Source organism: [Mycobacterium] stephanolepidis, from assembly GCF_002356335.1.
In the GTDB taxonomy this organism is placed as follows: domain Bacteria; phylum Actinomycetota; class Actinomycetes; order Mycobacteriales; family Mycobacteriaceae; genus Mycobacterium; species Mycobacterium stephanolepidis.
In genome coordinates, this window is sequence record NZ_AP018165.1 from 4317010 (window position 1) to 4342596 (window position 25587).

Sequence of the window (25587 nt, forward strand, 5' to 3'; positions counted from 1 at the left end):
GATCGAGGGGGTAGCGCATGATGCGCCGGTTCCAGACGTTGGCGATCGCTCTGATGCTCACCATGACCGCCTGTGCGTCACCGCCCGACGGCATCGAGATCGTGACCAACGGAGAGACACCGATGGGACCGACGCCGTCAACCACCACCACCGCGACGACGAAACCGCGGCCCACGGTTCCGCCGCCGCCTCCGACCGGCAACATCGGAGACGTCAAGCTCAAGTATCTGTTCTACGAGGCGATCCGGCTCTCCGGGTCGATCGTGGCACCGACGATCGTCGACGGCCGATTCAACAGCACGGGTTGGCCGACTCTGCTCTATCGGCGGGATAACTCTGACGAGCTGCTCGACTACGGATACATAACCGGCATCAGCCTCTCGCGCGAGCCGATTACTCCGAACAACGACGCCACCGCCCTACTGGGAGTCAAGATCCGGCTGTTCAAAGACGACGCGTCCGCGGCAGCGGCGACCGAAGCCCTATACAGCCTCCGAAACCAACTGGATCCCGGCGAATCCAAACGCGTCGAGACCGTGGAGATTCCAGGCTTTCCGGCCGCCAAGGCGTACGCCACACACAAGAACTACGGCCAGTCCGTCTACGCGGAAACCGTGGCGTATCTCCAACGTGGGCCACTCGTGGTGCGGGTTGACGTCAGTCAGCAACCAGACGTCGAGAGCGTCGAAATCCTGTCCCGCTACCTGACCCGGCAACTCCAGGAGCTGGAGCACTTCACACCCACCCCGGTTAGCCAATTGAGCTCGCTCACATCGCCTTTCGACCCCGACGGATCCTTGCTCAAGCTCGCCACCGACAAGACCTCGTTCAACCCCAGTGGTAGCGGCGCTGTCTTCGACGCGCGTGGTGCGGCGCTGTTTCACACCGACATCCCGGCGTGGCTTGAGATCTATCGAGAGACCGGCGTTGACCGGTTCATCGTCGCCGACAGCAGTCGAGTGACACGCGCGGCCGATGAGATCGGCGCGAAGCGTCTACTGGATGCCCTGCGACCCGAGTTACTGGACAGGAAGGATTACGGCCCGCCGAGCGCGCCATCCACCGTGCCGAACGCGGAATGCCTGCAGTACAAATCGGGGACGGATGACGACCCGCTCTTGACATGTCTGTTCCAGCAGGGGCGGTATGTCGCATGGGTGCAGGGCGCGCGGTCGGTGATCGGCCAACGGGTACAGGATCAGCGGAACCGGCTTAGCTAACAGAAATCAGCTGCCGACGACCTTCTCACCGTATGCTTCTGCGCATGGGTGGGGACGATCCCGTCAGCGAACCTAACGAGCCGGAGAATCGCAGGTTCTTGGATCGCTATTCGCTGAAACGGTTGCATCAGGTCGCAATCGTCGCGGTGTTGGCGACGACGGCAGCTTTCGGCGGTCTAGAAACAGCTGAGCCGATGACGCCGGTGGCACTGGGGTCCCCGTATTCGAACGGCGTCTACACGATCACAGCGCATCGCGTCGCCCAGATCTGTGATCCCGCACGCCTGCCGACCCGCAACCAGTTGTTGTTGCAGAGGGCCGCGAAGGAGCGCCAGCTCGTGGGCCTTTTCGCGACCGTGGAGAACACCGCCGACTCGTCCGGGGTGGTCTTGCACGACCTCAAGCCGAGTAACAGCGCCGTATTCAGCCTGGTCGGCGACGATGTTCGAGATGAGGGCGCCTATGGGCCGTACGGACTGGTATCGGCCCTCCAGCCCGGAAAGGTCCAGGAGGTGATCGTCGTTTGGGGATTCCCGTTCGGCAAAGCGCAGCCCGGCGATGACGTCATCATCAAGATGTCTGACTTCGAACGAGCCGCCGGGGTTGCCAATACCGTCACCACCTGGGGTGCCACGGGTCATTACGGCGAGCTACGCACCACCATCGGCAGGTGCGAGTGATGCGGCGAAATCGGACCATCATCGCAGTCCAGGTCGTTGTTTGTGCCCTGCTGCTCGCAGGCTCGGCCTACCTGTACATGAATGTGCCGAAACGCACCGACTCGTACGCGCCGCTCCTGGTGCACGGCACCGCGCCGGCACCCACCACCGGCCGCAATCTGTCGGTGACCGTGCATCGAGTCTTCTCGGCGCCCGAAGTCCGCGTGAAGTCTTCGGTCAGCGACCCCAGCATCGACACCTACCAGACCAAGGGCCGCTACATCGCGATCGACCTCTCCTATGAGACCGTTCGCACACCCGACAGGATCGATTTGCAGCTCGAGGCCGATCACCGCAACATCGACCGGGAGAACTTCGCCGCCACTAAGGCCTCCGGACAGCCAGGTGTCAGCGTGCGGAAGACATGGGTGTTTGACGCCCCAGAGCCTCCCAAGTCACTTAATCTTCTAGCGATCATCTTCCCGGATAACGACTTTCGCATGATGCAAGGCTGGGTCGACTCACAACTCCTGATCGTCATTCCGCCCGAAATGATTCAAGAGCGGCCATTGCTAACACTCGTGAACGAACAGGTCGTCCCATGAGAAATTGGCTGCGGCGCAATATCATTGGAGCGATCCTGATGGCTGTCGGGGTGCTCGTCTTCGGCGTCACGGTGGGCTATCCCTCCTGGAAAGAAAACCTTGGGACCGATATCCCCGCCGCCACCGTGCCCGCCGGCGCTACGGTCAAGATCGACGGCGTGCTGTGGCGGATGCGCGCTCTGGACATGCCCGCTCCTGCTTACTCCAAGTACGACTCTCCGCAGCCGCCCGGAACCCGTTTTGTGGCGTACGCATTCGACCGATCCAAGGACGGGAAGCCGGCCGCACTCGATGAGGGATGGGCGATGTGCCGCGCCACATTTGTCGACCAGAGCTATCGACACTGGTACGGACAAATAGGGATGCTGCCGGTCTCGGTGTCGGATTGGACCCGGAAGCAGGGGTATGACTCCTGCAACACCGCCGGCTCATTCGCCGCCGTCATGGTGGTACCGAAGGACGCCGACATCACCGCGGTGGACGTCGAGTTCGCACCCGAAAAAGGCAGTGCCAAAAAATACCGCTTCGTGCGGTTCATACCTCCGTCGTGACCGACGGCCGCGAGGCTCTTTCCACGCAATGCCAATACATCGCCACCACGAGGCATACCCGAAGCGGATCGATCAATGCTCCAATCGCTGTCCGGAAAGACTCGCGATACGACGCCCACCAAATCCACTCATGCGGCCCCAGCAGCATGGCCACGCCGCGCCACATGTACCCGTCGGTCACGTAGACGTTGAAGTAGGCGCCATTGGGATCCAGGACCACGGTCCCCATGAACACAAAGACGAAGAAACACAACGTCACTGGCCCGGAATGCAATGTGAGCCGGAGGGTGTCTCGCAGTTGGTCGGCTATGCCCAGCAAGCTTCGGAAGATTTCGGACGCACGCGTCTGGACGATAACCGGTAGCCGCTGCCAACGGGCTTTCGCCGCGAGACCGGTCCGACTTGCCACATCGGTGACACGGGAGCCCTGAAGTTCACCGAACGCGGCCTGGCTGGCGCCGGCCCATGTGGTTTGCGGCCGAGCGGCATAGACGGTTCCCACAATGGCAATCCACGTCACCGCCAACAACACCGCCAACACGGTCGGCCCCACCGCATCGGTGACCCACTTCCACACCTGGCCGAGGAGGCTGAAGTGCTCGAGAAACCGCTCCTTCTGCTCGGTGTACCAGACGATGACCTTGCGCTCGGATATCCATTTCGGGCTTCCGACAAGCCGATTCGACGCGGCATTGAGCAGCAGCACCACCCACAGAGCCTGCAGGTACACGGCAGCCAGCTGGGTCCAGGCCGGGAGCTTCTCGGAATACCTCGTCAAAGCGCCACGGGCCACGAACGCGATCAATATCGCCAGATATGCCCGCCAGTCGCTGGGCGTCATGAACTCCTGAGCCTGCGTCAACGTCCTCTCGGGGGCGCCGCCGGAGTAGGCCGCGTAGGAGAGGTCGGCGTTCAATGACCCCAGGTACAACGCGTAATCGGCCAGAATGAGCCGCCACGCCGCAAAGAGGACGAACACCGGAAGGATCGTCTTAAGCACGATGCCCACGAAGGTCTGATACCGCGACTGGCCATCTGTGTTCTCGTCGGACAGGTTCGTCTCGCCGCGTATGACCAAAAACATCAGGATGTACGTGCCGAGTCTGGCCAGGGCCGCCAACGGCATGATCAAGTCGCCCCAGAAGCCTCCGAAGTGCACGCCCACGTAGACGGCCAGTTTGATCAGCCAATAACGGGCGAGCCAGCCGAGGAGCCAGATACCGATGAGCCGCGGCCAGCAGCGCCACCACAAGAACCCCGTACGGCGCAGCAGATCCACCGGGCCGGATATCCCCCACGTTGCCATGGGCAGATAGTAGCTAGCTCAGTCCTCCGCGTGGGCGTACTTGCCACCGGCACCCAGCGAGGCCAGTGCCGCGATCGCCATCATCAGCGCGGCGGCGACGAACACCACCACCAGACCGGCATGGAAGGGTTCGGTGATGAGATTCGGGAAGAATGACTGCCCGGTCAGCTCGGCCGCGTTGACCCCTGGGTGCTCCAGAACACCTGACGGAGCGAGTAATTCACCGATGGGGTTGTAGCCGAGGAACGCCGCGAACAGGCTGCCCACTGGGGGCGTGCCGGCCACTTCGGCGGCGGTGGAGGCGGGCACGCCTTGGGCGGTCAGTCCCGACTGCATCGCCGTTGGCATCGTCGCGGACAGCCCGACGATCATGAGCGAGAAGAAGATTCCTATCGACAGGGAGTTGCCCGCATTGAAGAAGGTGCCACGCACACCCGAGGCAGCGCCGCGTTGATGGGCGGGCACGCTCGACATGATGGCCGCGGTGTTGGGCGCGGTGAAGATGGCCGAACCCAACCCGTTGAGGAAGATGAGCGCCGCGAAGGCCCAGTAATTGAAGTTCACCGGAATGGCGATGAGCGCCAGGAACGTCACCGCCGACAGCACCATCCCGCCCGTGGCGAACGGCCGGGCGCCATAGCGGTCCGAGAGCACACCGGCTACCGGACCGGCCAATAGAAAGCCAAGTGTCATGGGCAACAAGAAGATTCCCGCCCACAATGGGGTTGATTCATAGCTGTATCCGCGTAACGGCAACCAGATGCCCTGCAGCCAGATGATGAGCATGAACTGCAGACCACCACGGCCCACCGACGCCAGTAGATTGGCCAGGTTCCCCAGGCCGAACGCCCGGTTCTTGAACAAGCGCATATCCAGCATCGGGTCGGCCACCCGAGACTCGATCACCCAGAACAACACCAGTAGCCCGACACCGGCGATCAACGATCCGTAGACCAGCGGATTGCCCCATCCGGTGTTTGAATTGCCGTACGGCTGAATGCCATACGTGATACCGGTGAGCAGCACAGTCAGCCCCAGAGCGACGGTCACGGTTCCGGCCCAGTCCAGCTTTCCCGGCGTGGGTTGGTCGATCTCGACGAGTGAGCGGTAGGACCACACGGTGCCCAGCAGGCCCAGCGGCACACCCACCCAGAAGATGGCACGCCAATCCCATTCGGAGAGCACGCCTCCTATCACAAGCCCCAGGAAGGACCCGGCCACCGCGGCCACCTGGTTGATGCCCAGCGCCAATCCGCGCTGCGTGGAGGGGAAGGCATCGGTGAGGATGGCCGACGAGTTGGCCATCAGCATGGCCCCACCCACCCCTTGCACCACGCGCCAGGCTATGAGCCAGACCGCACCTCCGCCGTAGTGGAAGGGATCGAACGAGAGCACCACCGCCGCAACGGTGAAGACGACGAAGCCCATGTTGTATATCCGGACCCGCCCATACATGTCGCCGAGGCGACCGAACAACACAACGAGCACGGCGGAGGCCAACAGATAACCCATGAGCATCCAGAGCAGATAGCTCACGTTGCCGGCAGCCAGCGGATTCAGACCGATGCCGCGGAAAATGGCCGGAAGCGAGATCAGGACAATCGACGAGTTGATGGTCGCGAGCAGCACACCCAGTGTGGTGTTGGACAGCGCCACCCATTTGTAGTGCGGATGATCGCGATCCACCCGTAGCCGACGTCGGGCGGTTTCGATATCCGCAGCCGTCTCGTCGGTCCGTGTCATCAAGTCAGTCATCGTCACCCTTGTCGCGCGCTTCTCCCCGACGCGGCCGGCAGAGCATCCCAGCTCGTCCGTCTGTACATACCAGCGTGAACAACTTTAGCAAGGGAAACTATATTCCCAAAACCCTCGGCCCTCATCTGTCAGATCGGGCTCCGGGTACATGCCACATGCGGTTCGAGTGCGAGCCTCACGCGCAAATCTGACCGGAAATCCGCGTGAGGCTCGCACTCGGCGGAGAAATCGGTGACCTACCGAGTAGCGTGGCCAGTGTTCGTCAACGAACAGCCCCAACACAAAAAAACACGGGAGCGCACACCAGTGCGCTGAGAGGACGGCTAGGGCCGTCGACCGTATGAACCTGACCGGGTAATGCCGGCGTAGGGAGGAAGAAATGCCTGACCAATCACGTACCCCCGAGACCGTCACCACGGGCCCCATCCAGGGCAGCGAGAAGATTTACCAAGAACTCTCTAGCGGCCTGCGCGTGCCGCAGCGCCGCGTCAACCTGACCAACGGTGAACATCTGGATCTGTATGACACCTCCGGTCCGTACACCGACACCAATGCCGTCATCGATCTGCAGAAAGGTCTGCCGCCGCGTGCCGGGATCGTGACCGATCGCGGCACGCAACTACAGCGTGCCCGCGCCGATGAGATCACCGCCGAGATGGAGTTCATCGCCGTCCGCGAGGGTGTCCCCGCCGAGCTGGTGCGTAGCGAGGTCGCGATGGGGCGCGCGGTGATTCCGGCCAACCACAAGCACCCCGAGAGCGAGCCGATGATCATCGGCAAGGCCTTCGGCGTGAAGATCAACGCCAACATCGGCAACTCGGCCGTCACCTCCTCCATCGCCGAGGAAGTCGAGAAGATGGTCTGGGCCATCCGCTGGGGCGCCGACAACATCATGGACCTGTCCACCGGTAAGGACATCCATCAGACCCGCGAATGGATCCTGCGCAACTCCCCCGTCCCGGTGGGCACCGTGCCGATCTACCAGGCGCTGGAGAAGACCAACGGCGACCCGGCCGCGCTCACCTGGGAGCTGTACCGCGACACCGTGATCGAGCAGGCCGAGCAGGGCGTGGACTACATGACCGTCCATGCCGGGGTGCTGCTGCGCTACGTCCCGCTGACCGCCAAGCGCGTCACCGGCATCGTCTCGCGCGGCGGCTCGATCATGGCCGCCTGGTGCCTGGCACATCATCGGGAATCGTTCCTGTACACGCATTTCGAGGAGCTGTGCGAGATCCTGGCGCGCTACGACGTGACCTTCTCGCTCGGCGACGGCCTGCGTCCGGGGTCCATCGCCGATGCCAACGATGAGGCGCAGTTCGCCGAGCTGCGTACCCTCGGCGAGCTGACTAAGATCGCCAAATCCCATGGCGTGCAGGTGATGATCGAGGGCCCCGGTCACGTTCCGATGCACAAGATCGTCGAGAACGTGAAGCTCGAGGAGGAACTCTGCGAGGAGGCCCCCTTCTACACGCTGGGCCCGCTGGCCACCGATATCGCGCCTGCGTACGACCACATCACCTCGGCCATCGGCGCGGCGATCATCGCCCAGGCCGGTACCGCGATGCTGTGCTACGTCACCCCCAAGGAGCACCTGGGGCTGCCCGACCGCAAGGACGTCAAGGACGGCGTGATCGCCTACAAGATCGCCGCCCACGCCGCCGACCTCGCCAAGGGTCATCCCCGCGCACAGCTGCGCGATAACGCATTATCTAAGGCGCGCTTCGAGTTCCGCTGGGACGACCAGTTCAATCTGTCACTCGATCCGGACACCGCCCGCGAATTCCACGACGAGACGCTGCCCGCCGAGCCTGCCAAGACGGCGCACTTCTGCTCCATGTGTGGCCCAAAGTTCTGCTCGATGCGCATCACCGCCGACATCCGGGAGTTCGCGGCCCAGAACGGTCTGGAGACCCAGGAGGACATCGACGCGATGCTGGCACGCGGCATGGAGGAGAAGTCGGTGGAGTTCGCCGAACACGGCAACCGGGTCTATCTGCCGATCGCGTGAGCATGAACGCCTTCCTGCCCCTCCCGGAGCCGGGTGTTACCCCGGTGCGTGCGATGACCATCGCCGGGTCCGACTCCGGGGGCGGGGCGGGTATCCAAGCCGATATGCGCACCATGGCGCTGCTCGGCGTGCACGGGTGTGTGGCTGTCACCGCGGTGACCGTGCAGAACTCGGTGGGTGTCAGGGACTTTCACGAGATCCCACCGCAGGTGGTGGCGGCGCAGATGGACGCGGTCATCACCGACATCGGCATCCAGGCGGCCAAGACCGGGATGCTGGCCTCCGCCCCGATCATCGAGGCCATCGCGCAGACATGGTCGCACCTGGCGCCTGACGTGCCCCTGGTCGTCGATCCGGTGTGCGCGTCCATGCACGGCGACCCGCTGCTACACCCCAGTGCACTGGATGCCCTACGCACACAATTGTTTCCGTTGGCCACACTCGTCACTCCCAATCTGGACGAGGTGCGCCTGCTGGTGAACGTCGACGTTGTAGACGAGGAATCACAAAGGGAAGCGGCGCGAAAACTGCATGCCCTCGGCCCGCAGTGGGCGCTGGTGAAGGGCGGGCACCTTCGATCCAGTGATACCAGCACCGACCTACTCTTCGACGGCACCGAGTTTCACTACTTCCCCGTCGAGCGAGTGGACACCGGCCACGATCACGGCGCAGGGGATACCCTCGCCGCATCTATCAGTTGCGCACTGGCCCATGGATTTTCCATCGTCGAGGCGGTCGCATTCGGAAAACGCTGGATCACCGAGTGCCTGCGAGCCGCATACCCGCTCGGCCGAGGCCATGGCCCGGTATCGGCCCTCTTTAGACTCAACGCGTGAGCACCGAGGAACTTCCGGATATCGCCGGAATTGCGCATCACCCCGCCGGAGACCCCCATGGCGCCGTGGTACTCACTCACGGTGCCGGCGGCAGCTGCCACTCCCCCATGCTGCGCCTGTTGTGTACGGCGTGGGCTGAACGCGGCTGGCTGGCACTACGTTTCGACATGCCCTTCCGGCGCAACCGGCCTAGCGGTCCGCCCTCGGCCTCGTCGGCCGACAAGGACCGCGCAGGCATCGCCGAGGTGATCGACAAGGCTCGCTCCATGGTGGACGGCCCACTCTTGGCCGGCGGTCATTCGTATGGTGGACGTCAGACTTCGATGCTCGTATCGGAAAAGGGACCGATCATCGACGTCCTCACCTTGTTCTCCTACCCGCTGCATCCGCCCGGTAAGCCCGATCGGCTTCGCACCGAACATCTGCCCGGCATCGAGGTTCCGACGGTGTTCACCCATGGCACCTCTGATGCGTTCGGCACCATCGCCGAACTCAAAGCGGCGTCGGTTCTGATACCTGGCGGAGCGACGGTCGTGGAGATCGCCGGCGCGCGTCATGACTTGGGGTCCAAGACAATCGACGTTCCGGCCCTCGCCATCGACGCCGCACTGACGGTTCTGAAACGACCTGACGGAACCTAGCCCTCGCCGACAGTACGCCAGCCGCACGTCAGCAGCTGTGCCGCCCGACGCAGGTCGGCCTCGGCCTGCGCCACGGTGAGACCGCCGTTGAGGCACACCTGAATGCAGCCGAACCACTGGTGCACCAGCAGCCTGATCACGGTCTCATCCTCTTCGGACGGATCGGAAAGGCCGGCCACCTCGGAGATCAGCTCGTGGAATCGCTTCTCGACCTGCATAAGGTCCGGCACCTCTGCCAGCGACGCCGAGTTCGAGGAACGAATCATCGCGATCGCCAGCATGCGGCGCCGTGTCAGGCCGCGCAGTGCCCGTACCAGCGCTTCGCCCACCCGGTCGGCCGCCGTTTCTTTCCCGTCCGGAGAGACGGGAATGCGGCCGACAAGTCGTTCCGATTCCCGGACGAGAGCCGACACGAACAGATGACGCTTCGTCGGGAAGTAGCGATACAACGTGCCGATGGCGACGTTGGCGTGCTTGGCGACGTCGTGCATCTGGACGTGGTCGAGTTCGCGCGTCATGGCGAGTTCTTCGGCCGCGTCGAGCATGCGCTTGTACTGCTCATGTTGGCGCCGGGTCGACGGCATGGCGGCTGGCCGCACCGGTGACACTTCAACCATGGCGCTCACGATCTTTTCACCTGCATAAATAACCCCGAAACTGGAACCTGTTCTAAATAAGGTAGCACTACCGCAGGCCTGCGCACTGCGATTTCGCGGTCCTGATTCAGATCGCGGCGTTCGGTGTTCCCACCAGCATCGCCAGCAGCAGCTCCGCGCGTACCCGCGCGATGTCGAGGTCACAGACCAGCAGCGCCTGTACCGTTTCGATACGTTTGCGCAGCGTATGGCGGTGCACACCGACCGCGGCGGCGGCCGATTCCCAATGGCCGTTCGCCTCCAGATAGGCCCGCAGGGACACCATCAGGTCGGTGCCGTGGCCGGCGTCGTGCTCGACGATCGGCGCCAACGTCGCATTGGCAACGGCGATCAGCACCTCACGACTCGCGCCGAAGGACAACAGCGCGCTACCGGCGAGCGAGGTGAACTCCAACGGTGTGCCACCGCGCTCGGCCACCGATGCGGCGAGCTTCGCATTCTGCACCGCATCGCTCAGCCGCCCCACCGCGTGCGCTCCGCTCAACCCGGCCCGCAGACCCTTACGGGTGCGCCCATCGACGTCGGTGAACAATTTCCGAGCGAATTCGGCGGTCTCCGATCCCGGTATCACGACGATGAGCCGGCACTCGACGGCATGCGCAAAGACCGGGTAGCCCGCAGATTCCATGGCCCGGGTGACCGCAGACTGCACCCGCCGCAGCGCCGCCTGCGATTCGGCATCCACCACCAACGCCCGGATCCGCCCGCGCCCGTCGGCGGCCTGCGCCAGTTGCGCCCATACCGGGTCCAGGTTCCGTTCATCGCCCAGCAGCAGCCCCAGGGCCTGCCCATTCAACTGCCGCTGTGCGTCCTGCAGCCGCGAAGGCTTATCGAAATCCAAGGCCAACAAGGAGTTTGCGTGCCCCAGCAGCACCTGGTCCACGAAGGTCAGGGGTGCCTTACTGACAACGGCCAGCACTCCGTAGGACGTGCCGCCCACCCCGATCGTCTGTTGCGCAACGGCAACTTCCGGGTCCAGTTGTTGCGCGACAGCCGATGCACCCAGGGTCAACGCACCGCGGACCAGATTGATCGTCGCGACATCCAGATTGCGTGGATGACTGGCGATCACCGTGCCGCCCGAGTCCAGCACCACGACATTGGCGCGCAGCGACCGCCCGAGCTCCGCCGTGACCGCCTGCACACCTCCGTTGACGATTGCGCGGGTGATCCGGGGCTGGGCCCGCGATACGCGCAGCACCCCGTCGTACTCCAGTTCGGCGATGTGCGTGCTCACCGCCTTGACCACTGCGGCGAAGGGGGTACGTAGGGGCACCTCCAACAACGGCATACCCAGCTCGTCGGCCGCAGCCACCAACTCCCGCGGCACCTCGTCGAATGTCAGACCGGTACCGAATCCCAATGCGGCGACGCCGTTTTCATCCAGCGCCCGCAGATAGTTCAGCCGTTCCCGCGCCTTCGTGGGCACACCGATCCCGGTGGTGAGCACCAGCTCTCCACCGGATAGCCATTGCGCGGGGTCCGCGAGTTCTGTGGTGAGCGCCAAATTGATCTCGCGCCCCAAACCCGCGGCGCCGCCCTTCAAGGTGAGTTTCAGGTCCGGCTGATCCAACACCCAACGCACCGGAACAGTCACCTCACGGGACTGTACAGAATGGTGAAAAACACCGCCAAGATTCCCCGAATTGTCGGATGATCAGGGATGTGTCCTGTCGCACACTGATTGTCTGCGTGCTTTCTTGACGTGCTTAGACGGATTCCCTCGACGGATGGACGTGCAATATGCCGGACTCGATACTGCAGAACTACATTGACGGCCAGTTCGTCGATTCTCTATCCCTGAAATCTACCGAGCCCATCGACCTGATCAACCCGGTCGACGAATCGGTGGTGGGCCGCGCCCCGGTCTCCAACGCCGACGACGTGAACGCGGCGGTGAGCGCCGCCGAACGTGCCTTCGCCACCTGGGGCAAGACCACACCGAGCGTCCGGCAGCAGGCACTGCTTAAACTCGCCGACGCGATCGAGGCGAATATCGACGAGATCGTCGAGGCCCAATGCCGCAACACCGGTCAGCCGAAGGCGGTCATCGCTGCCGAAGAGGTGACCGTGAGCGCCGATCAGCTCCGGTTCTTCGCGGGAGCGGCGCGACTTGTCGAAGGCAAATCTGCCGGCGAGTACATGGAGGGGTTCACCTCCTATGTTCGGCGCGAGCCCATCGGAGTTGTCGGGCAGGTGACCCCGTGGAACTACCCGTTCATGATGGCCATCTGGAAGATCGGCCCCGCACTGGCGGCCGGGAACACCATCGTCCTCAAGCCCAGCGACACCACTCCGGAAAGCACACTGGTGCTGGCCCGGCTGACGAAGGGGATCTTGCCTGACGGCGTCTTCAACGTGGTGTTGGGTACCGCGACCACCGGCTCCGAATTGGTGAGTCATCCCGCCATCGGCCTGGTGTCGATCACGGGGTCGGTGCGGGCGGGTATCGCCGTCGCAGCCTCGGCAGCCGAACAGCTCAAGCGCAGCCACCTCGAACTCGGCGGCAAGGCCCCGGTCGTGGTGTTCGGTGACGTCGATATCGACAAGGCGGCCACCGGTATCGCACAGGCCGCCTTCTTCAACGCCGGCCAGGACTGTACGGCCGCCACCCGGGTGATCGTGCACCAGTCGATCCATGACGAGTTCGTCAGCGCCCTCAACTCCGCGGCACAGACATTGCGGCCGGGCCTGCCCGATGACGCCGACAGCTTCTACGGGCCCATGAACAACATCAACCACTTCACCGCCGTCACCAAGAAACTCGACAACCTGCCCGCACACGCGACGGTCGTGACCGGCGGAAAACGTTGGGGCGATAAGGGCTTCTTCATCGAGCCCACCATCGTCACCGGTGTGCGCCAGGACGATTCAATCGTCCAGGAAGAGACCTTCGGGCCGATCTTGACCGTCCAATCGTTTGACGACGCGGACGAAGCCGTCCGTCTGGCCAACGGAGTGCGTTACGCACTGGCCTCCAGCGTGTGGACAAAGGACCACGAAACCGCCGAGAAATTCACGCGCGAGCTAGATTTCGGTTGTGTGTGGGTCAATTGCCATATTCCACTGGTCGCCGAGATGCCTCATGGCGGGTTCAAGTACTCCGGCTACGGCAAGGACCTCTCGGCCTACAGCGTGGAGGACTATACCCGGATCAAGCATGTGATGAGCGCGCACTAGCAATGGCAACCGACACCTTCCACCCCCTTGATCCCCTCACGGCGGAGGAATTCACCACGGTCGCAAAGATTCTGGCGCAGACATACGAGGTCGGAAACCGCTGGCGATACACCTCCATCGAGCTTGCCGAGCCCCCGAAGGCCGATATCGCCGCCTTCGACAACAACGGCACGCGGCCTGATCGTCGAGCACTTGCCACATGTCTGGACACCTCACGCAACGCCACCTACAAGGCGGTCGTCTCACTGACCTCCGGTGAAGTGCTGTCCTGGAATCACATTCCCGGGGTACAACCGAACTTCACGGTCGATGAGTGGGAAGAGGCGGACGCGGCTCTTCGCCGCCACCCCGAGGTCATCGCCGCTCTGGCACAACGCGGCATCACCGACATGGACCTGGTGTTCATGGATACCTGGACCTACGGCGATGCCGTCATGCCCGAAAAGTACAAGGGCAGACGCCTCGGGTGGTCGGACACCTGGGTGCGTTCCAGTGCGGGAGCCAATCCTTACGCGGGCCCCGTCAACGGATTCCACTGCATCATCGATATGAACAGCATGGAGCTGCTGGAGATCGAGGACACGTTCTCCGTACCACGGCCCGAGATGATGGGCGAATACGTGCCCCGACACATACCGGAAAGGCTGCGCCGGCAGAGCACCCGGGAGTCGCTGCAACCACTGCACATCACTCAGCCCGAGGGCACGTCCTTCACCATTAAGGGAAACAGACTCCAGTGGCAGAACTGGTCCTTACGAGTCGGCTTCAACTACCGCGAGGGCATGACACTGCATGCGGTGACCTACAACGACAACGGAAAAGTGCGGTCGGTCGCCAACCGTATGTCCTTCGCCGAGATGATGGTGCCGTATCGGGATCACTGCGAAGATCACTACCGAAGAACAGCTTTCGATATCGGCGAGTGGGGCATCGGCTTCATGACCACCTCGCTGGAACTCGGCTGTGATTGCCTCGGCGAGATTCGTTACCTCGATGCGGTGCTGCACAACAGCAAGGGAGAGCCCTACACGATCAAGAACGCGATCTGTATTCACGAAGAGGACAACGCCGTCCTGTGGAAGCACGTCGATCACGATCACGGCGCCGAGGTGCGCCGCATGCGTCGGCTCACGGTGTCCTTCCATGTCACCGTCGCCAACTATGAATACCTCACGTACTGGCGGTTCTATCAGGACGGCAACATCGAATGTGAGGTCCGTGCAACGGGAATCATGGTGGTGAGCAACTTCCTCGAGGGCGCGGCTCATCCGCATGGAACCCTCGTCGACAATCGGACGTACGCGCCGTACCACCAGCACTTCCTTGTCGCGAGACTCGACCTGGATATCGATGGCACCGAAAACACCGTGTACGCCAGTGAAACCGAGATCGAGCCCGTCGGCCCCGCCAATCCGTACGGGCTGTCCCTGCGACAGCGCAACACCCCATTGCGCACCGAATCGGAAGGCAAACAGGACTTCTGCTGGCAGACTCAGCGCGCCTGGAAGGTCGTCAACGACAACACCCGCAACGGCATCGGCACCGCGCCTGCGTACAAGTTGGTGCCCGGGGCGGCCATCCCGGCGATGTTCGATCCGTCCTCCCCTGTGCTGGCACGTTGCCGTGCGATCGAGCACACCCTCTGGGTGACGCCAAACTCACCCGACGAGCGCTGGCCCGCAGGAGAATTCGTCACCCAGAGTAAGGATGACCACGGTCTGCCCGCCTGGACGGAGAGCAACCGCTCCATCGAAAACACCGATGTGGTGCTGTGGTACGTATTCGGCATCCATCACATCACCCGTCCCGAAGACTGGCCGATCATGCCCGTCGACACCGTGAACTTCTGGCTCAAGCCGGTCGGCTTCTTCGACCGCAACCCCTCGCTCGATGTCGCACCCACCCCGCCGAAGAGCTGTCACACATCAGGACACGAGGAGGCCTAGCCGTGAACGATGCCGCCACGAGAGGTGCCAAACGGATCGCCGTTGCATACCTGGCCACTCCGGGCGGCGATGACGCGCTCGCCGTCGGCGCACAGATCGCCCGCTCCCTGGGGGCACATCTCGATCTGTGCATGGTGCTGCCGCTGGACCGACCCATCCTGGCACCCCTTCCACAGCAAGAGCGTCAGGACATCTTGTCCGAGAACGCCACTCACTGGCTCAAGCACGCCGAGGCCACCATTCCCGACGATCTCACCGTCGAGACACATATCAGCTTTCACGAGTCGATCGCCGAGGGTCTCATCGCCCAATGCGAAGCCCTGGGAGCCGAGGCCATCGTGGTCGGAGGTTCTGGCGGCGGGCTGGTCGGCAGTCTCTCCCTGGGATCGGTGGTCAACGAACTCGTGCACTCCTCCCCCATACCTTTGGTGATATCGCCACGTGGCGCGCGCTACCAGAAGAACCTCCGCGTTCGGGAAGTCACCTGCGCCATGGGAACCCGATCCGGCGCGCACGTGTTACTGGACACCGCGTTGCAGGCCTGCCAGCGTGCGAAAGCACCGCTGCGGCTGGTATCCCTGGTGTCGTTCGACCCGATTCCCGGCGGTGACGATGACCAGTCGGCACGTGAACGTGCCGCCATCCATGCCCAACAGTCCCTCGAGACCGCCAAACTGATTCTCCCCCTGGATTTCCCGGTTACCTCGATCGTCGCCGAAGGACCGACCATCGAGGCCGCCGTGAACAAGCTCGACTGGCATGAAGGCGACATCATCATGGTGGGTTCCAGCCGTCTTGCGCAGCCACGGCGACTCTTCCTTGGATCGACGGCCGCGAAGATGCTTCGGGTGCTGCAGGTGCCCATGGTCGTTATCCCCAAGGAAGAGGCCAACCGTGACTGAAAGTGTTGCCCGCACCGAGCTGGAACAGGCCGAGCAGACCGAGGGCCTCATCTCCAAAGGGCTTGCCGCCGGGCGCATCGGAACCTTCACCGGTGCCGTCCTCGGCATTTCCACAGTCGCACCCGGATACACGCTTACGGCCAGCATCGGCCTGATCGTCGCCGCTGTCGGCCTGAAGATGCCGGCGATCCTCATCGCCGGCTTCATCCCGATGTTCCTGACCGCATACGCCTATCGGGAACTGAATTCGCGCGCACCCGACTGCGGCGCCTCGTTCACCTGGTCCACCAAGGCATTTGGCCCTTACATCGGCTGGATGTGTGGCTGGGGCATGGTGATCGCCACCATCATCGTGTTGTCCAACCTGGCATCTATCGGTGTGCAGTACGGGTATCAGTTCCTCGGTGCCGTCTCCCACAATCAGGCAATCGGCGAACTCGCCAACAACAAGGCCGTCAACATCATCTCGACCGTGGCGCTGCTGGCGATCGCCACCTACATCTCCAGCCGCGGGATCACCACCAGCGAGAAGGTGCAATATGTTCTCGTCGGGTTCCAGATGATCGTGCTGGTGATCTTCGCCGTCGTCGCCATCGCGAAGTCGCCCAGTATGGCCGGACATCTCGATTTCGACCTGGAATGGTTCAATCCACTGACCGGACTAACCTTGAGCGCCTTTGTTATTGGGCTCATTGGATCGATCTTCGCGTTCTGGGGTTGGGACACCTGCCTGACGCTCGGCGAAGAATGTAAGGATCCGACAAAGGTGCCCGGCCGCGCCGGACTGTTGTGCGTGCTGTCGATCCTGCTCACCTACCTCCTGGTGGCTGTCGCGGTGATGATGTTCGCGGGCGTGGGCGACACCGATCTGGGCCTTGCGAATGAGGAGAACAAGGACAATGTCTTTGGTGCCCTTGCCAACCCGGTGCTGGGGAGCTGGTTCGGCCCGCTGTTGCTGCTCGCGATATTCGCCTCTGCGGTGGCGAGCCTGCAGACCACCTCACTGCCCGCCGCCCGCACCATGCTCGCCATGGGTACCTACGGCGCCTTTCCGAAAAAGTTCGCCGATGTCAGCCCCCGGTTCCTGACACCCACCTTCAGCACCATCGTGGCCGGCGCGGTGACGGCCGTGTTCTACACCGTCGTGAGCCTGCTATCGGACCGCACTCTACTGGATACCATTGCGGCCCTTGGCATCATGATCTGCTGGTACTACGGCATTACCGCCTTCGCCTGTGTGTGGTACTTCCGCACGGAGCTTTTCCAGAATGCCCACAACGTGGTGTACAAGTTCCTCTTTCCGCTCTTGGGCGGGCTCATGCTGGCAGCAGTATTCGTCATCTCCGTGCGCGAGAGCATGGATCCGGAGAAGACTGGCAGCGGCGCCTCGATCGGCGGCATCGGCCTGGTGTTCTATCTGGGCTTCGGCATCCTGGCGTTCGGGGCGGTGCTCATGCTGATCATGCGCGTCAAGAGCCCGGACTTCTTCCTGGGACGCACCCTCACTCACGACACCGCTCCGCTCGTCGAATAGCCATGCCGTCGACGCAGGGGGCCGTTCACGCCAGAACGGCGCATCCAAGAACCAGCGGTGGACAAACCGTCCATTCCCAGATGCACTCCACGGCGACACACTGAGATCGCCGAATCGACGACAGGAAGTGCCATGACCGACATCGCCTACCGCCTCGCACAGAAGCGCAACATCGTGACGCCCCTGCCCGGGCCGCGTTCGAGTGCCCTGGCCGAGCGCCGTCGCGCGGCGGTGTCCGCCGGGGTCGGCTCGACCGCGCCGGTCTACGCCGTCGATGCCGACGGTGGCGTGATCGTCGACGCCGACGGCAACTCCTTCATCGACCTCGGGGCGGGTATCGCGGTCACCACCGTCGGCGCCTCCCACCCCGCCGTCGCCGCTGCCATCGCCGACCAGGCCGCTCATTTCACCCACACCTGTTTCATGGTGACGCCCTACGAGGGATACGTGCAGGTCGCCGAGCTCCTCAACGCCCTGACTCCTGGCGATCACGAGAAGCGCACCGCGCTGTTCAACTCCGGCGCCGAAGCCGTGGAGAACGCGATCAAGGTGGCGCGGCTGGCCACCGGCCGCCCGGCGGTCGTCGCCTTCGACAACGCCTATCACGGCCGCACCAACCTGACGATGGCACTGACCGCCAAGTCGATGCCCTACAAGTCGCAGTTCGGGCCCTTCGCGCCCGAGGTCTACCGGATGCCGGCCTCCTACCCGCTGCGTGACGAGCCGGGTCTGTCCGGCGAAGAAGCGGCACGGCGGGCGATCTCCCGCATCGAAACCCAGATCGGTGCGCAGTCACTGGCCGCGATCATCATCGAGCCCGTCCAGGGTGAGGGCGGATTCATCGTGCCCGCGCCCGGATTCCTGTCCACGTTGACCGCGTGGGCGCGGGACAACGGTGTCGTCTTCATCGCCGACGAGGTGCAGACCGGATTCGCGCGCACCGGCGCCTGGTTCGCCTCCGAGCACGACGGCATCGTTCCCGACATCGTCACCATGGCCAAGGGCATCGCCGGAGGCATGCCGTTGTCTGCCGTCACCGGGCGTGCCGACCTCATGGACGCGGTGTACACCGGTGGCCTGGGCGGAACCTACGGCGGCAACCCGGTGACCTGCGCGGCAGCCATCGCCGCACTGGGCGTCATGCGTGAGCTCGACCTACCGGCCCGGGCCCGGGCCATCGAAACCTCGGTGGTGTCGCGGCTGAGCGCGCTTGCCGAGGAGGTCGACGTCATCGGCGAAGTACGCGGCCGCGGCGCCATGTTGGCCATCGAAATCGTCAAACCCGGCACCGGCAACCCCGGAGAACCTGATGCGACCCTCACCAAAGCCATTGCCGCCGAGGCGCTCTCCCGGGGTGTTCTGATCCTGACCTGCGGAACCTTCGGAAACGTCATCCGCTTGCTGCCCCCGTTGGTCATCGGGGACGATCTACTGGACGAGGGCATCACGGTCCTCGCCGACATCATCCGCGAGAAGGCGAGCCGCTAGTGACTGATCACTCAGCCCTGATCGATGCCATCCCCACCGATCTGTGGATCGGCGGGAAGCAGGTGCCATCGTCCTCGGGCGCCCGGTTCCCCGTGCACAACCCTGCCAATGGCGCGGTGCTGACCACCGTGGCCGACGCCTCGACGGCCGACGGTGCCACCGCGCTCGATGGGGCTGTGGCTGCGCAACGCTCCTGGGCGGCGACCGCGCCCCGTGAACGGGCTGAAATTCTGCGGCGGGCCTGGGAATTGGTCATGGAGCGGCGCGATGATTTCGCACTGGCCATGACCCTGGAAATGGGTAAGCCGCTGGCAGAGAGCCAGGGCGAGGTTGCCTACGGCGGAGAGTTCCTGCGCTGGTTCTCCGAGGAGGCGGTGCGCATCAACGGCCGGTACACCTCGTCGCCGACAGGCACCGGCCGGATCCTGGTGGCCAAGCAGCCCATCGGCCCGGCGCTGGCGATCACCCCCTGGAACTTCCCGCTGGCCATGGGCACCCGCAAGATAGGCCCCGCGTTCGCCGCCGGATGCACCATGATCGTCAAGCCCGCCGCCGAGACGCCGCTGACCATGCTGCTGCTGGGCCAGGTGTTCGCCGATGCCGGGCTGCCTGCTGGCGTGCTGTCGATCCTTCCCACCACCAGCGCCTCAGGCCTGACCGGCCCACTGATCGAGGACTCCCGACTGCGCAAGTTGACCTTCACCGGCTCTACCGCCGTCGGGAAAGTACTGCTGTCACAGTGCGCCACAAGGGTTTTGCGTTCGTCGATGGAGCTGGGCGGCAATGCCCCGTTCGTGGTGTTCGACGATGCCGACGTGGACGCCGCAGTCGACGGCGCGATGGCGGCCAAGATGCGCAACATCGGCGAGGCATGCACCGCGGCCAACCGCTTTCATGTGGACAACGCGGTGCGCGCCGAATTCGCCGAGAAGCTCACCGCCCGCATGGGTGCCCTCACCATCGGCCCCGGCGACCAAAGCGGCGTACAGGTGGGCCCGCTGATCACCGCCAAGCAGCGCGCCTCGGTCGATGAGTTGGTGCAAGACGCCGTCGGCAAGGGAGCCGTCATCACCACCGGTGGCGCGATCGCCGACGGAGAGGGTTACTTCTATCCGCCGACCGTGCTCACCGATGTGCCGTCGAACGCAAGAATTCTCCGCGAAGAGGTGTTCGGCCCGGTGGCCGCGATCACCGGGTTCGACGGCGAAGACGCGGGAGTCGCCGCCGCCAACGACACCGAATACGGACTCGCCGCATACGTGTACACCACCAATCTAGATCGCGCGCTGCGTGTTTCGGAGTCCGTCGAGTCAGGGATGATCGGCGTCAACCGTGGTGTGATCTCCGACGTGGCAGCGCCGTTCGGTGGGATCAAGGAATCGGGCATCGGCCGCGAAGCCGGCAGCGAGGGTATCGAGGAATACCTCGAAACGAAATACATAGCGCTGCCATAGATTTAGCATCGAGCAATGGGCCATTCCCCCGAGCATGGACCGGAGCCTGATGCTCTTCGCGCAGGCGACTCATCGCAGCGCGAGCTGTCCCCAGGAATGCGGGAACAGCTCGATATCCCCTATTCGGGCATGGTGTCATTCGGGCAACGGCCATTCCTCACCGATGTCGAGCAGCTGGAGAAGTGGCGGCCCGATGTCGCGATCGTCGGCGCCCCATTCGACATCGGGACCACCAACCGTCCGGGCGCGCGGTTCGGACCCCGCGCCATCCGCTCGACCGCCTACGAGCCCGGCACCTACCACCTGGACCTGGGTCTGGAGATCTTCGACTGGCTCGAGGTTGTCGACTTCGGTGATGCGTACTGTCCGCACGGGCAGACCGAGGTATCCCACGCCAACATCCGAGAACGCGTGCATGCCATCGCCTCACGCGGCATCGTGCCGGTGGTGCTGGGCGGGGACCATTCGATCACCTGGCCGTCGGCCACCGCTGTCGCCGACGTGCACGGCTACGGAAACGTCGGCATCGTGCACTTCGACGCGCACGCCGACACCGCCGACGAAATCGAGGGCAACCTCGCGAGCCACGGCACCCCCATGCGTCGCCTCATCGAGTCCGGCGCGGTGCCGGGCACCCATTTCGTCCAGGTAGGACTGCGCGGCTACTGGCCACCGCAGGACACCTTCGAATGGATGCAAGACCAGGGCATGACCTGGCACACCATGCAGGAGATCTGGGATCGCGGTTTCAAGGAAGTGATGGTCGACGCCGTCGGCGAAGCACTGAACAAGGCCGAGAAGCTGTACCTGTCGGTGGATATCGACGTCCCGGTACCCGGCGCACGCTCCCGGTACCGGGACCCCCGACCCGGGCGGTCTCACCAGTGCCGACCTGCTACGCATGGTGCGACAGCTCTGTTACGAGCACGATGTCGCCGCGGTGGACGTGGTGGAGGTGTCCCCCGCGTATGACCATGCCGAACTCACCGTGAACGCCGCGCACCGCGTGGTGTTCGAGGCACTATCCGGGATGGCGGCCCGGCGCCGCGACAAGGCCGGCGCGAATCCGGGCCCGCCGTCGCCGCAGTCGCGCTGACAGATCAGGCGGCGAACAGCTCCAACCGCCGTGGACTCTCGATCCCCGAATAGTGACTGGCATCGCCGGTGAGGATCTGACTTCGCCGACCGTGGATGTCCACCGGCACATCGCCGGCCAACGTGACGCGATGCAACTCCCGCTGCTGGTCGCCGAAGTCGGCGATTCCGTAATGCTGGGTGGCCCGGTTGTCCCAGATGGCTACGTCACCGAGCCGCCAGTTCCACCGGAAGGTGTTCTCCAGCTTGGTGATACGCGACTGCAGCAGCTGGAACAGCGCCGCGAACTCGGCGCCGTGGAACTCCGGGAAACTCTTGACGAACTGTCCGAGCAGCAGGCTGCGCTCACCGGTCTCCGGATGCACCCGCACCACCGGATGCAACGTTTCATACAGAGAGCTGGTGAACTCGCTGTAATACGCGGCGCGCCGTTCGGCGCTCACCCCGCCCGATGCGCCCGCGCCCACGTAGTCGTACAGGTTGGTGTGGGTGGCCCACAGCTCGTCGGCGAGCGCACGCAACGGTGCGGGCAGCTGTTCGTAGGCCGCGACCGTCGACGCCCACGTGGTGGCGCCCCCATAGGACGGCAAGGTCACCGGGCGCAGGACCGATGCCTTCGGGATACGGTCGACGAAGGTGACGTCGGTGTGCCAGCCGTTGGCGGCCCCTTCGAGGTTGAGCAGCTCACTGCCGTGAGAGGTCACCGTGGGATGCGGCAGCGTCGGCTCCCCGAGCAGACTCGCGAATGCGTACTGCCCGGCATCGTCCAGGTGGTGTTGTCCGGTGAACACCAAAACCTTGTTGACGGCCAGCGCGACACGGATCGCCTCGGCGCGTTCGGCCGGGACATCGGCGCCGAGCTGCACACCGTCGACCCGGGCGCCGATGTGCTCACCGAGTTTTTCGACGGTGATCGCGGCATCACGATAGATACGTCGTGTTTCGTTGTCACTCACCCCCGAATCTCAACAATCCCGGCGCCGTATGCCCAGGGATAGAGCCAAGTCGATTCGAAAGGACCACCGTCTACGACGGCAGATATGGTCGAACGGTGATCGCGTACGACGAGGAACTGCGGGACCGGATTCGCCAATACCTGACGGGCCATGACCGCCGGACCGTCGATGATCCGGAGAAACGCCGCGCTGCGGTGGCCGTAGTGCTGGTCGACTCTGATCTGGGTGAAGACCGCATCGACCCGGCACCGTTGGACGAGTGGATTGGCGGGCGCCAGATCCCCGAGCAGGGACTGGACGGCAGAATGGTCGATGTCTCTGGTGGGGCGGCATTCCTGTTATGCCGCAGAGCTTCGCGACTCAACTCGCATGCCGCGCAATGGGCACTGCCCGGTGGACGATTGGATCCGGGTGAGAACGCGGTACAGGCCGCGCTGCGTGAGCTGGACGAGGAGCTGGGGGTCGCGCTGCCCGATTCGACGGTGCTCGGGCTGCTCGACGACTACCCGACACGATCGGGATACGTGATTACCCCGGTGGTGGTGTGGGGCGGCGGCCGCCTGGAGATGCGGCCCTCACCCGACGAAGTGGTGGCGGCCTACCGCGTGGGATTACACCAACTCCAGCGCGAGGATTCACCGCGCTACATCAACATTCCGGAGAGCCCACGCCCGGTGGTGCAGATCCCACTGGGCAACGACCTCATCCACGCCCCCACCGGGGCCGTCTTGTTACAGGTGAGATGGCTCTGTCTGGAAGGCCGCGGTGACCGCGTCGATCAGCTGGAGCAGCCGGTCTTCGCCTGGCGATAACCGGGGCCTAGGACACGTTGGCGCGCGCCAGCACCGTCGGCGTCCCATAGGGCGCGCTCTGTTCCGCCACCCAGCCCGGGTCCAGGTACACCGAGTTCGATGCGATCACATTGCCGTCACGCAGGATCTCACCGAGGTAATTGCCGCCCTGGTCGCTGAATATGCTCACCTGCGCTTCGCGAGCCGTCATCGATATGTCGTGCGTCCAGGGCACGAAGGGATCGAGCCAGGTGTACTTCTCCGCCTTCTCTCCCTTACCTGTGTGGTAGGAGATGACCACCTGACGATTGCTCCCCGGGTCCTGCGCGGTCACGCGGTAGGTCATTTTCACCCCGGGATCGGCATGAACGACCGGGGATGACGGCAGCCCGATCATGGCACTGGATGCCAGAGCTACCAGCAGCACGAGAATTCTTCGCATGCGCTGGGATGCTAGCCGCCTCAGCGATCCTGCGGAGAGTGTCGCCGAACTTTGCGCTCCGGTACGCCGTTGGGCCCGGTGGTCGACAACGCGTACGTGCCGACGGCAAAGGCCACCGCCGAACCGTTGATCCCCAGCGCCTCCTTGCCGACATTCGCGAGATTGTCCTTGGGGCCGTGGTAGTTGGGGTCAAATGGTTGACCCGCGCGCCCCTGCCACATCTTGGCTTCCGGGCCGCTCATTCTGTCCAGCGCACCCGAGCTGATTCCGCCCACCGGGATGTGGGCAGCCAGGAACGGCCCGTAGTCGGATCTGCCGTTGAACTCCTCGGCCGCCGGTCTCTTGCCTGCCAGGTTGAGGTATCCAGCGAAGGTTCGTTCGATCCCCGCTGACCCCTCCGGTATGTCCAACGGCGGCCGGTTCGGATCCGGTTTGGCGGCCGACTGGTCACCGTCGAGCACGAAGTACCCGGCATTGGGCGAACCGAGCATGTCGAAGTTCAGGTACAGCGCGATGTCGTTGAGCTCGTCGGCGTTGCGGCCCTTGGCGTACTCGATCGACCCGGCCAGTCCGTCCTCCTCGGCGGCCCAGAAAGCGAACCTGACGGCGTTGTTGATCACCGGCTTGGGGCCCAGCTGCAGTGCGCTCTCCAAGACCGCGGCCACACCGGTTCCGTTGTCGTTGATGCCCGGGCCCTTGGCCACGCTGTCCAAGTGCGCTCCGGCGAGCACCACATTCGCCGGGTCACCCGTTGCGGTCTGAGCGATGATGCTGCGCGAGCGCACCTTCGCGATGTTCATGTCCAGCACCAGCGTTATCGGTGACGAATTGCGACGCAGCAGGGTATCGACTCCCGAATCGACTATCCCGACCGGAATGGACAGCTGCTCATAGTAATTGGGCGTGAAGAGGCCCTCACCGGCACCGGCCTGCATCACCACCAGCACCGCCGCCGCACCTTTTTCCTTGGCGACATTGTGCTTGTCGACCACCGAACACCCGGCGCCGTCGACCACCGCGATCTGACCGTCGAGCTTGAGAGTGCCGTAATCGGCCCCGGCACAGCCACCGGCCCTGCCCGAGGGCCGGATGATGTTGGCCTTGAGCCCGCCCTTGGGGGTCTGGGCGAAGTAGGAAGCCTGATCCACCGCGTAGGGGCGACCGCCTATCTCGACGAGCGGCTTGCCCTCGGTGAGTACCTTCAGCCTGGACAGCTCCGGGGCCTGAACCTCGAAACCACGATCTTTCAACGCCTTTGTCACGTAGTCGGCGCTGACGTCGTAGCCGGGCGTGCCCTCGGCACGGTTCCCGCCGTGGGCGTCGGCCGCCTGCTGCAGCTGTTGCAGGTGCACCATCATCGCGTCCACCGTCACCGAACGCGCAAGGTCGGCTGCGAGATTCGGATTCGGTGCCGCCGGTGCACCGGCGCCCGGTGGAGTCGGGTTAGCGCAGCAGCTCGCCACCGCCGCAATCGCAAGCAGGGAGCAACCACGCGCTAGTCCCCGAAACAACGCCATCAAAAAAACCTCAATGAAACCTCTTGGAACCCCGGTGGAGTT

21 protein-coding genes, 1 pseudogene and 1 riboswitch are annotated in these 25587 nt (G+C 63.9%); of the genes and pseudogenes, 15 read left to right on the top strand and 7 right to left on the bottom strand.

What is annotated here, in order from left to right; translation table 11 throughout:
• Positions 1-17 precede the first annotated feature (17 nt).
• From MSTE_RS21525 to MSTE_RS21540, 4 genes are read left to right on the top strand one after another with little or no spacing between them, the layout of a single operon-like run.
• Positions 18-1220, top strand: a complete 1203-nt coding sequence (locus MSTE_RS21525; protein WP_231896935.1) for a DUF7373 family lipoprotein — start codon at positions 18-20, stop codon at positions 1218-1220.
• A gap of 32 nt (positions 1221-1252) precedes the next feature.
• A complete protein-coding gene (locus MSTE_RS21530) occupies positions 1253-1900 on the top strand; it encodes a hypothetical protein (protein WP_162291493.1) in 648 nt (215 codons plus the stop codon).
• Positions 1900-2484: a hypothetical protein gene (locus tag MSTE_RS21535; RefSeq protein ID WP_096504262.1), complete on the top strand. Its 585-nt coding sequence runs from the start codon at positions 1900-1902 to the stop codon at positions 2482-2484. Before MSTE_RS21530 ends, MSTE_RS21535 begins: the two co-directional genes overlap by 1 nt.
• Positions 2481-3035, top strand: coding sequence for a hypothetical protein (locus MSTE_RS21540; RefSeq protein ID WP_096504264.1), 555 nt, complete (start codon positions 2481-2483; stop codon positions 3033-3035). Before MSTE_RS21535 ends, MSTE_RS21540 begins: the two co-directional genes overlap by 4 nt.
• Here MSTE_RS21540 and MSTE_RS21545 read toward each other — a convergent pair.
• Positions 3019-4341 carry a hypothetical protein gene (locus tag MSTE_RS21545; protein WP_096504266.1) on the bottom strand — a complete coding sequence of 441 codons (1323 nt, stop codon included), beginning with the start codon at positions 4339-4341 and terminating at the stop codon, positions 3019-3021. The genes MSTE_RS21540 and MSTE_RS21545 overlap by 17 nt on opposite strands.
• An 18-nt stretch (positions 4342-4359) precedes the next feature.
• The gene (locus MSTE_RS21550) at positions 4360-6096 is read right to left on the bottom strand and encodes an MFS transporter (protein WP_096504268.1); all 1737 of its coding nucleotides are present in this window, start codon (positions 6094-6096) and stop codon (positions 4360-4362) included.
• Positions 6097-6376: 280 nt separating this feature from the next.
• Positions 6377-6485, top strand: a riboswitch (TPP riboswitch).
• On the opposite strand from MSTE_RS21550, the gene thiC reads away from it, so the two are divergent.
• The 3 genes from thiC (at position 6476) to MSTE_RS21565 (ending at position 9584) form a co-directional block, all read left to right on the top strand.
• Positions 6476-8107 carry a phosphomethylpyrimidine synthase ThiC gene (gene thiC / locus MSTE_RS21555; protein ID WP_096506225.1) on the top strand — a complete coding sequence of 544 codons (1632 nt, stop codon included), beginning with the start codon at positions 6476-6478 and terminating at the stop codon, positions 8105-8107. Its footprint overlaps the riboswitch before it by 10 nt.
• A gap of 2 nt (positions 8108-8109) precedes the next feature.
• Positions 8110-8943 (top strand): bifunctional hydroxymethylpyrimidine kinase/phosphomethylpyrimidine kinase, encoded by an 834-nt coding sequence (gene thiD, locus MSTE_RS21560; protein ID WP_096504270.1) that lies wholly within the window; start codon positions 8110-8112, stop codon positions 8941-8943.
• Positions 8940-9584: an alpha/beta hydrolase family protein gene (locus MSTE_RS21565; RefSeq protein ID WP_096504272.1), complete on the top strand. Its 645-nt coding sequence runs from the start codon at positions 8940-8942 to the stop codon at positions 9582-9584. Before thiD ends, MSTE_RS21565 begins: the two co-directional genes overlap by 4 nt.
• On the opposite strand, the gene MSTE_RS21570 is transcribed toward MSTE_RS21565, so the two are convergent.
• Together MSTE_RS21570 and MSTE_RS21575 are read right to left on the bottom strand one after the other, a co-directional pair.
• Positions 9581-10201 (bottom strand): TetR family transcriptional regulator, encoded by a 621-nt coding sequence (locus MSTE_RS21570; RefSeq protein WP_096504274.1) that lies wholly within the window; start codon positions 10199-10201, stop codon positions 9581-9583. The genes MSTE_RS21565 and MSTE_RS21570 overlap by 4 nt on opposite strands.
• 106 nt (positions 10202-10307) lie before the next feature.
• Positions 10308-11825 carry a PucR family transcriptional regulator gene (locus MSTE_RS21575; protein WP_096506227.1) on the bottom strand — a complete coding sequence of 506 codons (1518 nt, stop codon included), beginning with the start codon at positions 11823-11825 and terminating at the stop codon, positions 10308-10310.
• A gap of 158 nt (positions 11826-11983) precedes the next feature.
• On the opposite strand from MSTE_RS21575, the gene MSTE_RS21580 reads away from it, so the two are divergent.
• From MSTE_RS21580 to speB, 7 genes and pseudogenes are all read left to right on the top strand, one after another.
• The gene (locus tag MSTE_RS21580) at positions 11984-13420 is read left to right on the top strand and encodes a gamma-aminobutyraldehyde dehydrogenase (RefSeq protein ID WP_096504276.1); all 1437 of its coding nucleotides are present in this window, start codon (positions 11984-11986) and stop codon (positions 13418-13420) included.
• 2 nt (positions 13421-13422) lie between these two features.
• Positions 13423-15366: a primary-amine oxidase gene (locus MSTE_RS21585; RefSeq protein WP_096504278.1), complete on the top strand. Its 1944-nt coding sequence runs from the start codon at positions 13423-13425 to the stop codon at positions 15364-15366.
• Positions 15367-15368: 2 nt separating this feature from the next.
• Positions 15369-16268 carry a universal stress protein gene (locus tag MSTE_RS21590; RefSeq protein ID WP_096504280.1) on the top strand — a complete coding sequence of 300 codons (900 nt, stop codon included), beginning with the start codon at positions 15369-15371 and terminating at the stop codon, positions 16266-16268.
• The gene (locus MSTE_RS21595; protein WP_096504282.1) at positions 16261-17802 is read left to right on the top strand and encodes an APC family permease; all 1542 of its coding nucleotides are present in this window, start codon (positions 16261-16263) and stop codon (positions 17800-17802) included. The genes MSTE_RS21590 and MSTE_RS21595 overlap by 8 nt, the downstream gene beginning before the upstream one ends.
• A gap of 132 nt (positions 17803-17934) precedes the next feature.
• Positions 17935-19290 (top strand): 4-aminobutyrate--2-oxoglutarate transaminase, encoded by a 1356-nt coding sequence (gene gabT, locus MSTE_RS21600; protein ID WP_096504284.1) that lies wholly within the window; start codon positions 17935-17937, stop codon positions 19288-19290.
• Complete coding sequence (locus tag MSTE_RS21605) at positions 19290-20744, top strand: NAD-dependent succinate-semialdehyde dehydrogenase (RefSeq protein WP_096504286.1); 1455 nt, start codon at positions 19290-19292, stop codon at positions 20742-20744. The genes gabT and MSTE_RS21605 overlap by 1 nt, the downstream gene beginning before the upstream one ends.
• A gap of 96 nt (positions 20745-20840) precedes the next feature.
• Positions 20841-21840: pseudogene (gene speB / locus MSTE_RS21610) on the top strand (agmatinase).
• 4 nt (positions 21841-21844) lie between these two features.
• Here the strand turns inward: speB and MSTE_RS21615 are convergent.
• Positions 21845-22795 (bottom strand): TauD/TfdA dioxygenase family protein, encoded by a 951-nt coding sequence (locus MSTE_RS21615; RefSeq protein WP_096504288.1) that lies wholly within the window; start codon positions 22793-22795, stop codon positions 21845-21847.
• A 95-nt stretch (positions 22796-22890) separates the two neighbouring features.
• On the opposite strand from MSTE_RS21615, the gene MSTE_RS21620 reads away from it, so the two are divergent.
• A complete protein-coding gene (locus MSTE_RS21620) occupies positions 22891-23607 on the top strand; it encodes an NUDIX hydrolase (protein ID WP_096504290.1) in 717 nt (238 codons plus the stop codon).
• 7 nt (positions 23608-23614) lie between these two features.
• On the opposite strand, the gene MSTE_RS21625 is transcribed toward MSTE_RS21620, so the two are convergent.
• Together MSTE_RS21625 and MSTE_RS21630 are read right to left on the bottom strand one after the other, a co-directional pair.
• Complete coding sequence (locus MSTE_RS21625; RefSeq protein WP_096506229.1) at positions 23615-24010, bottom strand: hypothetical protein; 396 nt, start codon at positions 24008-24010, stop codon at positions 23615-23617.
• A gap of 38 nt (positions 24011-24048) precedes the next feature.
• The gene (locus tag MSTE_RS21630; protein ID WP_096504292.1) at positions 24049-25545 is read right to left on the bottom strand and encodes a M28 family metallopeptidase; all 1497 of its coding nucleotides are present in this window, start codon (positions 25543-25545) and stop codon (positions 24049-24051) included.
• Positions 25546-25587 lie beyond the last annotated feature (42 nt).

Excerpts from the sequence above, each read along its gene's own strand:
- MSTE_RS21525 (WP_231896935.1), top strand. The coding sequence starts at position 18 with ATGATGCGCCGGTTCCAGACGTTGGCGATCGCTCTGATGCTCACCATG.
- MSTE_RS21530 (WP_162291493.1), top strand. The coding sequence starts at position 1,253 with ATGCTTCTGCGCATGGGTGGGGACGATCCCGTCAGCGAACCTAACGAG.
- MSTE_RS21535 (WP_096504262.1), top strand. The coding sequence starts at position 1,900 with ATGCGGCGAAATCGGACCATCATCGCAGTCCAGGTCGTTGTTTGTGCC.
- MSTE_RS21540 (WP_096504264.1), top strand. The coding sequence starts at position 2,481 with ATGAGAAATTGGCTGCGGCGCAATATCATTGGAGCGATCCTGATGGCT.
- MSTE_RS21545 (WP_096504266.1), bottom strand. The coding sequence starts at position 4,341 with ATGGCAACGTGGGGGATATCCGGCCCGGTGGATCTGCTGCGCCGTACG.
- MSTE_RS21550 (WP_096504268.1), bottom strand. The coding sequence starts at position 6,096 with ATGACTGACTTGATGACACGGACCGACGAGACGGCTGCGGATATCGAA.
- thiC (WP_096506225.1), top strand. The coding sequence starts at position 6,476 with ATGCCTGACCAATCACGTACCCCCGAGACCGTCACCACGGGCCCCATC.
- thiD (WP_096504270.1), top strand. The coding sequence starts at position 8,110 with ATGAACGCCTTCCTGCCCCTCCCGGAGCCGGGTGTTACCCCGGTGCGT.
- MSTE_RS21570 (WP_096504274.1), bottom strand. The coding sequence starts at position 10,201 with ATGGTTGAAGTGTCACCGGTGCGGCCAGCCGCCATGCCGTCGACCCGG.
- MSTE_RS21580 (WP_096504276.1), top strand. The coding sequence starts at position 11,984 with ATGCCGGACTCGATACTGCAGAACTACATTGACGGCCAGTTCGTCGAT.
- MSTE_RS21585 (WP_096504278.1), top strand. The coding sequence starts at position 13,423 with ATGGCAACCGACACCTTCCACCCCCTTGATCCCCTCACGGCGGAGGAA.
- gabT (WP_096504284.1), top strand. The coding sequence starts at position 17,935 with ATGACCGACATCGCCTACCGCCTCGCACAGAAGCGCAACATCGTGACG.
- MSTE_RS21630 (WP_096504292.1), bottom strand. The coding sequence starts at position 25,545 with ATGGCGTTGTTTCGGGGACTAGCGCGTGGTTGCTCCCTGCTTGCGATT.